Genomic DNA, 13,824 nt, shown 5'->3' with positions numbered 1-13,824 from the left:
ATCCACCGCCAACCTGAACATTGTATTTGGACGCGCTGTGAGCCGGCCGGCGTCTTCCTAAGCCTTCGCTCGACCGTTTAGCAGCCCGGTCCGGAAGGCTTCGTCGCGCAGTCTCGAGCGACGAGAACCGTCTTGGCGTCGTCCGCAATCGCCACGAGGCGGTTGGCCGGAACGGCGAGACTGCCTGCTATCGAGGTCCAGTCGCCGCCGGCGAAACGGTACTCGGCGGTGAAGTCGATCGTGAGATCGATGGAGTAGGTCCCCGCTCGACGATAGACGTGACTGGTCGGGGTCGGCTCGAATTCCTCCACCCCCTGCGCGGCCCACGGAGCGCCCCTCACCGTCAGGCTGGCGGAATGACCGTCGCCGTAGACCCAGTGGTACCGCCTGGACGTGAATCGCACAGAGGCGGGCCGGGAGAGAAGCTGTCCGTCCAACACCTGGACGGGCGCCTCGACATAGAAGTTGACGGGAAGACCGATGACCATCCATCCGTTCGGCTCCATGCGGGCGATGCCGGCCCGTGGCGCGAACCCGATGAGGTCTCGCAGCGTGACAGGGCCATCGGCCGGCGGAGACTCTGGCGGGCTGATGTGATAACCATCGCGGAGATCGGCACATCTGTCGCAGGGGGCGGCGACGGATGGCTCTCCGGTTCCCTTGGTGACGTCGTCCCGTCCTCCCCGCGAGGGGCCGCCGGCGGAACCCGGCGTCGTGAGGGATCCGCCGAGCTCGACCCCGCCGTTGTTGATGCCGCCGGTGACCGTGGGACAACCGGTTACAAATATGTCCGATTCTGTGCAACCCGATGATGCTCGAGCCGGGCTAGCAAAGGGGAAAAGCATGTTAATGGACACGACCACGACCGCAAGCGCCTTTAATCCGTGCATAAACCATCACCACTCCAGGCAGTCCGAGATGCCAACAACAGACGCTGCAGTCGAGGCGTCCAATCGAAAGACAATTCAAAAGCTTGGATGTTAGGTCTGCTAGCGGATACGACGGAGACGCCATTCACGTCGAGGACATCGACTTGAGATACGTCCAGACATGAGTAGGTGCTGACTATGCCTGCCCCGTCTTTTTCGTTCTGGAAATAGCGCTGCAGTCGGGTATGGCTGATCTTTGAGCCACCGATTGCGCGATACTGCTTGTCCCGAAATGTCGCATAACCATCCAGCGCCGTTTGAAGGGCGTCGCCGGTAGCCACCTCGCGGATGCGATCGGGGTTCGCGCCTCCGTCCATGAGAATCTGGTCCGATACACGCACATACGCGGCGTAGGCATCCGTGGCTGCGGCGAGCGCATCCGCTTCCGTGGCGAAGATCGGGGTGGGACTCGGCCCCGGGGTCGAGCTCGGACGGGGGCCGGATGGCGCGCATCCGCAGAGAAGGAGCAGCAGCGCTGCAAGGGCAGCGAAGGCACCCGACACGGTTCGCATGCAGGTACGGTAGCCGAACCCGGCCGGGCAGACCGAACTTTTCCACACCTATGACGAAGTCTTCCGGCGCAGCACCCCTCTTCCGCGAACAGACGGTACCGTGGACAGCTATCGCCATGAAAACCCTCACCGACCGACAGACGGAAGTCACACGCACATGAACATTTCCGGAGCGTGGGACCGCGCCGCCCGCGGGGCAATGCTGCTCGGTGAGGACGGCGGTCTCAAACCGACGATCTTCGCGGAGATGTCCGCCCTCGCCGCGGCGACCGGCGCGATCAATCTCGGACAGGGCTTCCCCGACGAGGATGGGCCGGTCGAGGTTCTCGACGCCGCCCGGCGGGCAATCGGGGACGGGTTCAACCAGTACCCGCCGGCGACGGGCTATCCCGTCCTGCGCGAGGCGATCGCGGCCCACCAACGCCGCTTCTACGGGCTCGATCCCGACCCGGATCGGGAGGTCCTCGTGACGGCGGGTGCCACCGAGGCCCTCGCGGCCACGATCCTCGCCCTCGTCGACGACGGTGACGAGGTCGTGACCCTCGAGCCCTTCTACGACTCCTACGCGGCGATGATCGGACTCGCCAGGGGCATCCACCGCACGGTCGGGCTTCGGACCCCGGACTTCCAGCCGGACCACGACGAGCTGCGTCGCGTGATCACCGACCGCACCCGCCTCATCCTCATCAACAATCCGCACAATCCGACCGGCGCGGTCCTGCGGCGAGACACCCTGCAGCTCCTCGTCGAACTCGCCCATCAGCACGACGCCGTGATCGTCACCGACGAGGTCTACGAGCACCTGACCTTCGGGGCGGAGCACGTTCCCGTCGCCTCTCTGCCGGGCGGATGGGACCGTACGGTCACGATCTCCAGCGGCGGCAAGACCTTCAACACCACCGGATGGAAGATCGGCTGGCTCACGGCTCCTGCCGAGCTCGTGGAGGCCATCCTCGCGGTCAAGCAGTTCCTCACCTTCGTCAACGGCGCCCCGTTCCAGCCGGCCATCGCCGTCGGCCTCGGTCTGCCCGACACCTTCTTCGCCGGTCTCGCCGACGGACTGCGCCGGAAACGCGATGTGCTCTCGTCGGGCCTGCGAGAGGCCGGATTCGCCGTCAGCGAGTCGCAGGGCTCCTACTTCGTGATCGCGGATGCCGCTCCGCTGGGCTTTGCCGACGCCGATGCCCTCTGCAGACGGCTGCCCGAACTTGCCGGGGTGGTCGCCGTGCCGATCAGCGCCTTCGTGGCCGACGAGAACAAGCACGAGTACGCGTCATTGCTGCGGTTCGCGTTCTGCAAACGCGTGGACGTGCTCGAGCGTGCTTCGGCGCAGCTGGCGCGGCTGGGAGGCTAGCTGTGCCGCGGAAGCGGTAGCGTCAGGATGAAGGCCGTCCCGACGCCCTCCTCGCTCTCGACATCGAGTTTTCCCTCGTGCGAGGTGACGATCGCCTTGGTGATGGTCAGCCCCAGCCCCACGCCGGGAACGGCGTTGCGGGTGGCCGTCGAGGCGCGGAAGAACCGCGCGTAGAGCTGGTCGAGCTCGGAGGCCGGGATGCCCATGCCCGTGTCGCGGACGGTGATGATCGCCTCGCTCGTGGTCGTGGTCAGGCTGACGGTCACCAGTCCGCCGCGCGGGGTGAACTTGATGGCGTTCGAGATCAGGTTGTCGCAGGCCTGGCCGAGACGAAGGGAGTCGCCGCGAAGGGAGACGGCCTCCTCCGGCAGGGTGAGGGTCATCTCGACTCCCGCCGCAGCCGCCGCGGGACGCGCAGACTCGACCGCCGACGCGACCACATCGTTGAGCGTGACCTGGCCGACGTCGAGCGGGAACGTGCCTGACGACACCTGGGCCGTGAACAACAGGTCGCCGACCAACCGGAGCAGGCGGTGGGCATTGCGTTCCGCCACTCCCAGGTACTGCAGTTGCTCGTCCGAGAGCGGCGAGGTCTCGTCGTCACGCATGAGCTCGAGATAACCGAGGATCGAGCTGAGCGGCGTACGCAGCTCGTGCGAGATGAGGCCGACGAACTCGTCCTTGAGCCTGGCCACCTCCAGCGCCTGGGTCACGTCCGTGCCGACGAAGATATAGCCGACCGTGACCCCGTCGTCGTCCACGCGCGGGGTGACGGCGACGGACACGGACAGTGTGCTGCCGTCGTATCGCACGTAGGTCCAGGTGCGCACCTCCGCCTGACCGAGCCGCGCGGATTCGACGAGTGCGGAAAACCCGGGGTTCAGCACCGTCTCGCCGGGGGGATAGTTCAACTCCCTTGACCGGTTCTCGAGCTCCTCCTCGAGGTGGAACTCGAAGATGTAGCGCTTGCCCTGGGTCTCATCGGCGGCGAGGCCGAGCATCATGGACGCCCCGGGGTTCCAGACATCCACCAGCCCGGTCAGGTCGGTGCCGATGACCGACTGCTCGGTGACGGCATCGAGCACGCTTCTGGTCAGACGATCGGCGGCGTGGAGACGCGCCTCGTTCTGCTGCAGCCGGTCGGCGAACGACAGGCTCTCGACCAGCATCTCCTCGCGTTCGCGGGCGAGATTCTCGATGGAGTCGAACTGACGCCTGGCCTGCCTGGCCAGTTCGTTGATCATCGCCGAGGCGAGGCCGATGATCAACGGGGCGAAGACGCCGCGAAGCCAATCGGCGACGCTGACGGACAGACCCGGCGTGATGAGATAGGGCAGCAGGATCGTCAGCGAGGTTCCCACCATCGTGACGAGGATCCAGCGGCGCCCCTTCTCTGCCGCGATCCAGATGATGGGCAGGAAGATGAGCGCCGTGAACAGCGAATCCGAGCCGCCGGTGCCCGACCTGAGCAGCGCGATCGCGATGAGGGACAGCCCGGGCACCACGAGCGCCCACGGCCCGGGATGGCCCGAGCGCGAGAAGAGGAACGACAGCAGCGTCGCCACGGCCATCGCCGCGCAACTGACGATGACGGAGATCGGCTCGATCGTGGTGAGATGAGGCACGAACAACGCCAGCCCGACCGCGACGACAAAAGCGACCGTCGTCGGAGTCTGTTTGAGCCGGGGCGAGGGTTCGTCCACCGACAGTCGTCTCGCCACGGTGTCGAGGAATGTCGTCACGATCCCACTCCGTCCGCGCTCATGAAATCGGACAGTCGCGCGGCCAGGTCACGAGGACTGAACGGCTTGGTGAAATAGGCGTCTGCCCCGGTCGCGACCCCTGCCAGCCGCGCTTGATCGTCCGCGGCGGCCGACAGCAGCACGATCCGCATCCCCGAGAGGCTCTCGTCGGCCCTGACCAGGGCGCAGACTTCCAAGCCGGTCATCCCCGGCATGGCGACGTCGAGCACGGCGAGTCGCGGCCGATGTTCCAGCAGAGAGAGCCACGCCTCGTCTCCGTCGCAGGCGGCCGCGACCAGCGAAAGCCCCGCATTGCGCACGGCGATGGAGATGAGGGCTCTGATGTCGGGATCGTCGTCGGCGATGACGACGCTGATGGGAACGGCAGGGACGTCGTTCACCGGAAAGAGACCCCCATTGGACCACCTCTCCGGTTCGGGCTGGGGCAGAGAAACGACAGATCCCCAGAATGCGATGAGACCACTCTACGCGCAGGTCTCACAGGGAATGGATGCCGAACCGCCGGAGCCCCAGCGCGGGATTGACACTGCGCACCTCGTCGATCCGCTCCCGCCCGACCCAGGCGACGGCCACGCCGATCCCGTCGCCGACGGTTGCGAGCTCCACGCCCATCGGATCGACGATCATGCTGCTGCCGACTCCCACGGGGGGCGCCTGGTCGGCCGCGGCGACATAGAGCGTGTTCTCGATCGCTCGCGCGGTCACGAGCGTCCGCCAGTGCCGTTCCTTCAGCGGCCCTCGCACCCACTCGCTGGGAACCAGTACCAGATCCGTCCCGGCATCCGCGAGCCGTCTGGTGACCTCGGGAAACCGCAGGTCGTAACAGGTCTGGAGCCCGACGGTCAGCCCGCCGACCCGAAAGGTCTCCGGGGTCTCGATCGCGCCGGGAACCACCCAGTCGCTTTCGAGCTGGCCGAAGGCGTCGTAGAGATGGATCTTGCGGTACTTGGCCACCAGTCGCCCGCTGGGGTCGAGGGCCACCACGGTGTTCGACACCCGGTTGTCGTCCTCGGTGAGCTCGAGCAGGCCGGCCACCAGATGGATGTCCAGGACCTTGGCGATGGCCTCGAGCCCCGCGACGAATGGCCCGTCGAGCGTCTCGGCCGCGGCGACCGAATGCTCTCCGAACTCCGGGGTGAAGTACGAGGAGTACTCGGGGAAGACCACCATCGCCGCGCCGCGGGTCACCGCGATCGTCGCCAGGTCGCGGATGCTCTCCAGATTCGCCGACTTGTCGGCACCCGGAGCGAACTGGGCGACCGCCACCGCCACGGGTGCAGGCTCGAGTGTCATCAGGCCAGCCTACGAGGTCGGCGCCCCGACCCGAAGGAAAGCGGAAGAACCCGCCGCTAGTAGCCCTCCGGCCAGACGAAGGCCGCCGGAGCCGCCGCCGTCTGCCCCGCTGGCGCATACACGATGGTGATGTCCTCGTGAGCGGTGAGCTCGATCGCCGCCGGATTGCCGGTGACGGGCGATCCATTGACGAACACGGTGAGGGTGTGACCGTCTGCGGTCGTGTATGCGCCGAGGCGATTCGCATCGAGCGCCACATTCCACTCGGTGAAGAACTGTCCCAGTGTGAACGTGCCTTTCACGGCTGACTCGATGTGGATGATCCCCGTCGCGTCATGGGTGTGCAACGGCGAGATCTTCTGTTCGGTCAGATCGATTCCGACATCCGCGGGAAGGGGCACGGCCCGACCGTCGACGGTGATCGTCAGATGGGCGTGGATGTGCTCCACCGTCCCCTCCTCGCTGAGCATCGGCAGCCCGGCGACGGCGGTGCGACCGGAGGCGTTCGCGGGAGCCGGCCATGGCGCATCCGTCGAGGCACCCGTGGCGACCCGAGCGGGAGAGGCCGGCACCTCGGCGATGGTGTTGCTGTCCGCATCGGTGCGGGCGGCCGCCGGAGCGGACGCGGAAGGATGGTCGTTCAGCACGACGCCGGTGACGATGCCGGCGGCGACGAGCACGACCACGACGGCGATCCCCCCGCCAAGCAGGCGCCGACGGGATCGCCGCTCCGCCTCGACCCGGGCCGGTGGGATGGGGGACGGATTCTGGGGTACCGGATTCACCATCGCAGAGTACAAGAGCATCCTGGGACGAACGCTGTGGGCCGGGAGGAGACCGCGGCGTCGGGGAGAATGGAGCGATGAGCTCGTCACCGCTGTCCGGCACGGCAATCATCTTCGACATGGATGGCACCCTCGTCGATTCGACCGCCGTCGTCGAAGGGGTATGGGCGGAGTTCGCCGAGCGCCACGGCATCGACCTGACAACGCTGCTCGGGTTCTCCCACGGTCGGCAGACCATCGACACCGTCAGGCGATTCCTCCCGGAGAGCCCCAGGGCCGAGGCCATCGCGGCGACCATCCAGGCCGAGGAGATGAGCCGCATGGACGGGGTGAGGGAGATCCCCGGTGCGGCCGCCTTCTTCGCCAGCGTGCCCGCGGCATCCGTCGCGCTGGTCACCTCCGCGCCACGCGAACTGGCCAGGCGCCGGATGGAGGCGGCCGGGATGCCCCTGCCCGCGGTGACCGTCGCCGGTGAGGACGTGAGTGTCGGCAAGCCCTCCCCCGAGGGCTACCTGCTGGCCGCGGAACGGCTGGGGCAGGACGCGCGAGACACGATCGTGTTCGAGGACGCGGCCGCCGGGCTCCTCGCCGCCCGGGCCTCCGGCGCGACGACGGTGGTCGTGGGCCGGTTCGAGGGCGAGGCGGCCGCCGGGTTGCGCCGGGTTCCCGACTACCTGGGCCTGACCGCCACCCGGGCTCCCGGAGAGACCGACGGCAGGGTGATCATCCTCGGGTTGTGATCTGGCCCGTCGGATCGGCGGCCCGGCTATTTTGTTTACGGATGTCCTCTGCCGAATTTCTAAAGCGGTATCCGCCGGCCGCGAGGCAGAGCCACCGTTTCAACCACGCTCATCTCCGGCCGCGGTGGTGCTCCACGCAGCCGCTTTTCGAGCGGACGTTCCACGCAATAGTAAGTAAGGGCTGAGATGCCAATCGCAACCACGATGAACGCAATGTCCGCCGTGATCCTGATTGCAAGGGTGGCGTCATGAAGCTCCGGAAACATGCGTTGTACAACCGTCATCAATAGCCAGTGAGTGAGATAAAGCGCGAATGACCATTCACCGAGGCGGAGTAGAGGCCTGCTTTGCAGAGGACCTGGTTTGTTCGCAAGATCAGCCGTGACGGCGGCGGCGATGAGATACAGCAGGAACGGCAGGAACAGCGCGTCTTCGACACCGTATCCAAACCCACCGATGAGCTTTTGGGCCTCGAAGATTGCGAGGTAGGCGCTGCCTGCCAGCACGATAGCGAACAACGTCGGCTGCCGAAACCGAACACCGTGTGACATCCAGTGCGCCAACAAGCAACCCGCCAGGAAGCCGATCATCCGATAGGGAGGAAATACATAAAGGAAGAACCTTGCCGGTTCGCCACCACCGGCGATATGTGTCGTGACGGTGGACAAATGCGTCACGACGACGGCGATGAGGAGGTTAGCCAATACCGTTACCAGACAGAAGATACCGGCCCATTTCGCCTTGACTCGCTGTATGAACGGAATCACAAACGGGAATAGAAGGTAGAAAAAAGCCTCGCATGAGAGTGACCAACTCGGCGTGTTCATACCGAAATAGACGTTGGAATCCGGCAGCCACGATTGCACAACAAACACATTCGCGATGGCCTCTGGAAGGGAAAAACCGATCCCTACAAAGAGAAGTACCGGCACGGCGATCAAGAACGTCGCAAAATGGAGCGGATAGATACGCGCAAAGCGTCGCCGATAGAACTCCGCCGCTGTGTCAGCCGGCCTGCGTGACCAGGTCAGGATAAAACCTGATAACGCGAAGAAAAAGCCGACACCAACAGTTCCGACGCCCATCAGGCTCGACACGCCCTTAATAGGGGCCATCGTGAAGGTGATGTGGTTGAGGACCACCACGAGCGCAGCGAAGAAACGCAGCGAAGTAAGCCGCCCGAGATACACCCGTTTCACCATGCTGGCATTGTCGCACGGCAACCGAAACGGAAACGAGAACATCTCGCCAAACAGCATATATCTCGCTCCTACACGGTCAACCGGCGCCTATACAGGACGGGCGAGAATTTCTCCGGAACGAAGAGCAAGAGGCCTGGGACAGGAAGCGATCGGCTTCCAGAATCGAGTGCTCGCTCGGAGGAAACGGCCCGGAGCAAGACGGGTATAGAACCAGCGCGCCGGGAAGTCGAGGCCCGAGGCACCGGTGGTCTCGGTATGCTCAAGAGCAGTGAAGAATGTGGCTGGCCGGGCCATGACTTCCTCGGCGTCAAGTTGGACGGCCCATTCGATCGTAGGAAACGACGATCCGTTCCACGTACGGATAGTACGAAAGAAGAATGCTCGCCGTCAGCAAGGCAGGATCTGCTGTGAGCACATGCGCGTTGACCCTCAACTGCGGCGTCCTTTCATCGTAACCGCGAAGGCCGTTGGGCCGTTATCAAGCGTCTTGAGGCTGCTGTGATCCCGTGAGTTTCCGCAGGAGAGAGCGACTTTGACAGCGTTCCATTCGCCCATGGTCTCGCGCCTGTCGAATTGTCCTGCGTGATCCGTCAGCTTCTAGCCGCCAAGGTCATCAGTGGGTCACCCGCTCGACCCTGTGGTTCCGCATCTCCAGTGTTGACGCGCCGCCACGCGCCGGAACGCGTCTCCGTGTCGCCGTGAGATCTCCGCATCATCGAGGAGACCCGGCGTCTCGAGCGCTCCGATGCCCAGCCGAGCCCTCAGTGCGGGATCGCCGGCGAGGCGGCGCAGCGCCGAGGTCAGGCCCGCAACATCGCCAGGGCTCGACAGAAGACCGTTGATGCCGTCGGTCACCCATTCGGCCGGTCCACCTGCGTCCGCGACGATGGTCGCCTTGCCCAGCGCGAGGTATTGAAGCACGTTCTGCCCGAGGGGCTCCGCACGGGTGGAGGCGTGCACGCAGATGTCGAGTTCGCCGATCTCCTCGACGACGTTCTCACGATGGCCGGTGAAGAGGACCTGCTGCTCGATTCCCAGTTCGCGAGCGAGGCGCTCGAGGCCGTGGAGGTAGGCAGCGCTGTCGAAGGACGTCCCGCCGATGAGACGCAGCTGGACCTCGGAACCGGCGAAGGCCTCGGCGAACGCCCGCAGCAGCACATCCTGCCCCTTCCACGGGGCGATCCTGGCGACCATGCCCACACGTCTCACTCCCTCCCGCATCGAGGCCTCCTCCACCCGCATCACGCCGATCGGGCTCGGAATGACGCGGACGTCGGCATCGGGCCGGACATACGGCGCGGCCGTCGTGAGAGTGGCTCGCGAGTTCGCGATCACCGCATCCGCCGAGGGAAGAACCAGCCGACTGTAGAACGCGAAACCAACCCTTCCCATCACGTCGGGGTCCACGGTGTCCCGCACCTGAACGACGAAGCGCTTCCGCAGCAGTCTGCTGGCCATGGCCCCGTAGACCGCGGAACGAGTCGAATTGGCATGCACGACATCCGCAGCGCGGAACGGTCCGGATGCCACCAGCGCGACGGCCGCGCCGGCGAGCCGCATGCCTCCGACCAACACCCCCCGCAGGGAACCGGGGCGGGAGGCTCCGGCCGGCTGCACCGGTCCGCATCGAGCGACGGCAGTCCGACCGCCAACGAGGGCGGAGAACACCCCGAGTGATCGCCCCCGCGGGAGGATGACGACGGAGTCCCAATCCTTGTGCTCCAGCAGTCGGACCAGCGCCAGCTCGGCTCCTCCCGGTTCCGTGGAGTGATCGAGGTGAGCAACGCGCAGCCTGCGGCCGGTGCCCGTGATCATCATGGCGCCTCGCGGTGGTCCTCCGAGGCCGCGCGGGCGAGATCCTGCTCGTTGCGGACCACAGCACGAAGCCGATCGATGAACCGGGGCTCCGAGAACGCCTCGATGTGCGCTGCGATCGTCGCCGGCTGCCACGGATGAGTCAGCATCGTCTCCAGCGCTTCCGCGATGTCGGTCGAGGTCGGCTCTGCGAAGAACACGCCGGTCTCATCCGACCGGACGGTGTCGAGGTAACCACCGGCTCTCAGCGCAGCCGTTGGCTTGCCGAAGGCGGCGGCCTCAAGCGGCGACAGCCCAAAATCCTCGAACGACGCCGCCACGAGGCCGCTGCAGTTGCGGTACAGCCAGCGCAGTTCCGCATCGCTCACGGCGCTCGCGAAGCGGGTCCGCCCGGAACGCGACGCACGGGCGCGGAGGCGTTCCCGGTCCGGGCCCTCCCCGACCACGACGAGGTCGATCGAGCCAAGCCGGTCGATGGCATCGATCACCGCGTCGACGTTCTTGTAGGGAAGCAACCGGGCGACGCAGAGCAGGAACGGATGCTGGATGTCCTCCACCGGTTGCTCCGGACCGTTGCTTGGCATCAGCGGCACAGGCGGATAGACCACCTCCGCGTCGATGTCGTAGATCCTCCGGACGGCGTCGCGCACCGCCGTCGAGTTCACGATGTAGAGATCGGCGGAGTCGGCGGCCTCGCGATCCCAGCGCCGCAGTCCTGGACCCAGTGCGCCGGAGGCCGCGCGCACCAGTAGCCGCCGCAGCGACCGCTCTTCGTCGGTCCCCGCATACCGGTCCACCTGATACAGCCATCGTGCGGGCGCATGACAGTAGACGATTTTCCGGCCATCCGTGTGGATACCGTGCGCCCAGCCGCTGGAACTGGCCACGACGATGTCGGCATCGATGTGCATCCTCGACACCGTCTGCGCAAGGAACGGCAACGCCAGCCGATGGTTGTTCCGGAGCACCGACCACCGGTTGAGGCGCGACGGCCGGATGTCGAGCTCGGCGAATTCGGGAAAGGTCGTCTCCGGACGATAGAGGGTCGTGTGAAGCGGGCTGCCAGGAAACGCCCTCGCCAGGGACAGTGCCACGCGTTCCGCTCCACCGCGCTGGGTCACGTAATCGTGGACGAGAGCGATCGTCATCCCCACTCGCATCCCTCTGCCGATGCGTGCGGATCCGGATATCGACAGAGCACCGTAACCTCCCCGCAGGTCATCGGCCCGCACCGGGTGGATCCGGCGCCGCACAACAAGTCTAGACTGCGAGCGGCATCACGACCTGACCCGCACCCGGGGACTAGACGAAGGTGTCCGGGTGTCGTTCCTTGAGCAGCCATAAGCCCGCTGCTAACCTTGCAATCCGACCGCACCTGGTGGCGGACGCTAGAGTTTACCCGCCGGCCCGATCTGGATGTCCAAGTGAGCCGGGACCGTTTGGGGGCACGCCATTCCGAGGCAGACGCGATCAACCGGTCGCCCATCGAGGATCCCGTGACTTTTCGCCAGGTGCTCGACGTGCTCTGGCGACGACTGTGGATCATCCTCGTCGCAGTGCTGGTGGCCGTGCTCGCCGCGGGCGCATACCAATGGCAGCAGACGCCGAACTACACGTCGTCCACAACCGTACGAATCGATGTCCCGACGACGGGTGGCGCGCTGACCGGGAGTCTCTCCGGCATCTCCATCGATGTGGACCCCGCGCTGATCACCTCCCCCACCGTGCTCGATCCCGCCGCGACCATGCTCGGCGAGGCCAGTTCCTCCGCGCTCTACGCGGCCACCTCTTCGGAAGCGGCGGGCGACGGCACGGCCGATCATGTGGTGATCACAACACAGGGGACCAGCCCGAAGCAGGCGCAGGATCGTGTGACGGCGGTGAGCAAGAGCTACGAGCAGTACCTTCTCTCGCAGATCACGCAGGCACGCTCTGCCCTGCAGGAACGACACGACTCCATCACCCAGGAGGCCGTCTCTTACCAAGCAGCGGTCATCGCGAATCCGGGTGATTCCATCGCGGCCGCGAACCTGACGAACGCACTCTCGACGCTCAGCACACTGAACAACCAGCTCTCGGCGATCGACACGGCGGGGGCACCGCTGACCATCATCTCCCCCGCGCCCCCGGGGCATCCGACGACGCCGAGCCTCCTGATCGTGCTCGCGCTCGCTCTCACCTCCGGCCTCATCGCGGGAATCGGCATCGCACTCATCCGCGACCAGTTCGATGACCGGCTTCGAGCGGAGGGCGAGCTCCAGGAACTCACCGGCCTGACCTCTCTCGGCGCGTTGACCTACGATCGGCGCGCGGCGCGACACAAGAACCCGCTCCCCGCCGCGACCTCGCAGCGCACCCCCCTGAATGAGGGCATCCGTGCGCTCCGCACGACACTGCAGGTGCTCCTCCCTCCCCGCCATGCCGTCGTGGTCATCACGAGCGTGGAACCTGGTGACGGCAAGACCTTCATCTCGGCGAATCTCGCCGTCGCCTGGGCCCGTTCGGGTAAGCGGGTGATTCTCGTCGGAGGCGACTTGCGCCGCCCGGGTCTCAGCACCTACTTCGGAGACTCAGCCGATCGCTACGGCCTGTCTCGGCTGCTCGTCGAGCGCGACGATGCCGAACGGTTGTCTCAGCCCGCCGAGATCGACGGGCTCCTCGTCGACACCTCGTATCCCGGACTACGTCTGCTACCCGCCGGCGGCGAGTCGGACGACCCGGCCGACCTGCTCGCCAATGTCGCATTCGGTCGGATCATCGCCCATCTAGCGGCGTCGGCTGACGTGGTCGTCATCGATTCCCCACCGGCCCTGCTCATGGCCGACGCCGCGCTCCTCGCAGCGCACGCGGATGGCGTGGTCGTCCTCACCACCGTCCGGCGGACGCTCCGGCGCCACATTCGAGAGACGATGAGGTCGCTGGAGGCGCAGGGCGCCACCGTCCTCGGCGCGGTCGCCAACCGATCGCACCGGCGTATGCCGAGGTCGTATGACGCCTACTACAGCAACCGCTCGTCTGCCCGGCTCCGACCCCAGGAAGGGCTGCAAGCCACCGGTGATGCCGACACGATCGCCGACACCGTGGCCGCGGAGAACTCGGTGGTCACGGGGCCGGATAACGGACCGTTGGAGAGTTCCGGCGGCCAACTACGTCCCCGACATGGGCGGAACCGGACCCGGCCGAGCGTCGGGGACGACTCGGCGTGACGGCGCCATCCAACAGGACGAGCGATCGGCTGCTGTTCGTGTGCACGGCGAACCAATGCCGCTCTCCCTTCGCCGCCGCGATCGCGGAGCGCCGGGCGGACCGACTCGACCTCGTCATCCGATCCGCCGGCCTGTTGCCCGGCGGGCATCCGGTACCCGCTACCGGGCTCAAGCTTGCGGCCGAGCTCGGCCTCGAGTTGAGCCAGCACGTGAGCCGCCAGATCG

Annotated in this window: 13 protein-coding genes; 4 read left to right on the top strand and 9 right to left on the bottom strand. The window is 66.1% G+C overall.

From position 1 onward, the window contains the following. Positions 1 to 77: 77 nt before the first annotated feature. Both VGC18_RS11775 and VGC18_RS11770 read right to left on the bottom strand, forming a co-directional pair. Entirely contained in the window at positions 78 to 506 is a 429-nt protein-coding gene (locus VGC18_RS11775; RefSeq protein ID WP_331097572.1) for a hypothetical protein, read from the bottom strand. Positions 507 to 877: 371 nt separating this feature from the next. Continuing rightward, complete coding sequence (locus tag VGC18_RS11770) at positions 878 to 1,441, bottom strand: hypothetical protein (RefSeq protein ID WP_331097570.1); 564 nt, start codon at positions 1,439 to 1,441, stop codon at positions 878 to 880. A gap of 157 nt (positions 1,442 to 1,598) precedes the next feature. Here VGC18_RS11770 and VGC18_RS11765 point away from each other — a divergent pair, with 157 nt between their 5' ends. Next, positions 1,599 to 2,795, top strand: coding sequence for an aminotransferase class I/II-fold pyridoxal phosphate-dependent enzyme (locus tag VGC18_RS11765; protein WP_331097568.1), 1,197 nt, complete (start codon positions 1,599 to 1,601; stop codon positions 2,793 to 2,795). On the opposite strand, the gene VGC18_RS11760 is transcribed toward VGC18_RS11765, so the two are convergent. The 4 genes from VGC18_RS11760 to VGC18_RS11745 form a co-directional block, all read right to left on the bottom strand. After that, positions 2,792 to 4,537, bottom strand: coding sequence for a sensor histidine kinase (locus VGC18_RS11760; protein ID WP_331097565.1), 1,746 nt, complete (start codon positions 4,535 to 4,537; stop codon positions 2,792 to 2,794). The genes VGC18_RS11765 and VGC18_RS11760 overlap by 4 nt on opposite strands. After that, positions 4,534 to 4,938: a response regulator transcription factor gene (locus tag VGC18_RS11755; protein ID WP_331097563.1), complete on the bottom strand. Its 405-nt coding sequence runs from the start codon at positions 4,936 to 4,938 to the stop codon at positions 4,534 to 4,536. Before VGC18_RS11755 ends, VGC18_RS11760 begins: the two co-directional genes overlap by 4 nt. Positions 4,939 to 5,035: 97 nt before the next feature. Further along, positions 5,036 to 5,851, bottom strand: a complete 816-nt coding sequence (locus VGC18_RS11750; RefSeq protein WP_331097561.1) for a carbon-nitrogen hydrolase family protein — start codon at positions 5,849 to 5,851, stop codon at positions 5,036 to 5,038. Between the two features lie 56 nt (positions 5,852 to 5,907). Continuing rightward, a complete protein-coding gene (locus tag VGC18_RS11745) occupies positions 5,908 to 6,657 on the bottom strand; it encodes a hypothetical protein (protein WP_331097559.1) in 750 nt (249 codons plus the stop codon). A gap of 56 nt (positions 6,658 to 6,713) precedes the next feature. Here VGC18_RS11745 and VGC18_RS11740 point away from each other — a divergent pair, with 56 nt between their 5' ends. Further along, positions 6,714 to 7,376, top strand: a complete 663-nt coding sequence (locus VGC18_RS11740; RefSeq protein WP_331097557.1) for an HAD-IA family hydrolase — start codon at positions 6,714 to 6,716, stop codon at positions 7,374 to 7,376. 59 nt (positions 7,377 to 7,435) lie between these two features. On the opposite strand, the gene VGC18_RS11735 is transcribed toward VGC18_RS11740, so the two are convergent. The 3 genes from VGC18_RS11735 to VGC18_RS11725 form a co-directional block, all read right to left on the bottom strand. Continuing rightward, positions 7,436 to 8,635 carry an acyltransferase gene (locus VGC18_RS11735; RefSeq protein WP_331097555.1) on the bottom strand — a complete coding sequence of 400 codons (1,200 nt, stop codon included), beginning with the start codon at positions 8,633 to 8,635 and terminating at the stop codon, positions 7,436 to 7,438. 564 nt (positions 8,636 to 9,199) lie between these two features. Then, the gene (locus VGC18_RS11730; protein ID WP_331097552.1) at positions 9,200 to 10,396 is read right to left on the bottom strand and encodes a glycosyltransferase family 4 protein; all 1,197 of its coding nucleotides are present in this window, start codon (positions 10,394 to 10,396) and stop codon (positions 9,200 to 9,202) included. After that, complete coding sequence (locus VGC18_RS11725; protein ID WP_331097550.1) at positions 10,393 to 11,541, bottom strand: glycosyltransferase; 1,149 nt, start codon at positions 11,539 to 11,541, stop codon at positions 10,393 to 10,395. Before VGC18_RS11725 ends, VGC18_RS11730 begins: the two co-directional genes overlap by 4 nt. A 348-nt stretch (positions 11,542 to 11,889) precedes the next feature. Between VGC18_RS11725 and VGC18_RS11720 the strand changes: the two genes are divergently transcribed. Both VGC18_RS11720 and VGC18_RS11715 read left to right on the top strand, forming a co-directional pair. Further along, positions 11,890 to 13,599 carry a polysaccharide biosynthesis tyrosine autokinase gene (locus tag VGC18_RS11720; protein WP_331097548.1) on the top strand — a complete coding sequence of 570 codons (1,710 nt, stop codon included), beginning with the start codon at positions 11,890 to 11,892 and terminating at the stop codon, positions 13,597 to 13,599. Then, positions 13,596 to 13,824, top strand: a 229-nt coding sequence (locus VGC18_RS11715; protein WP_414672883.1) for a low molecular weight phosphatase family protein, incomplete at its 3' end; no start/stop codon positions are given. The genes VGC18_RS11720 and VGC18_RS11715, both read left to right, overlap by 4 nt.

Source organism: Lacisediminihabitans sp., assembly GCF_036404185.1.
GTDB lineage: Bacteria > Actinomycetota > Actinomycetes > Actinomycetales > Microbacteriaceae > Lacisediminihabitans.
Note: the sequence above shows the minus strand (reverse complement) of the source record. Positions and strands in the feature narration are given on the sequence as shown.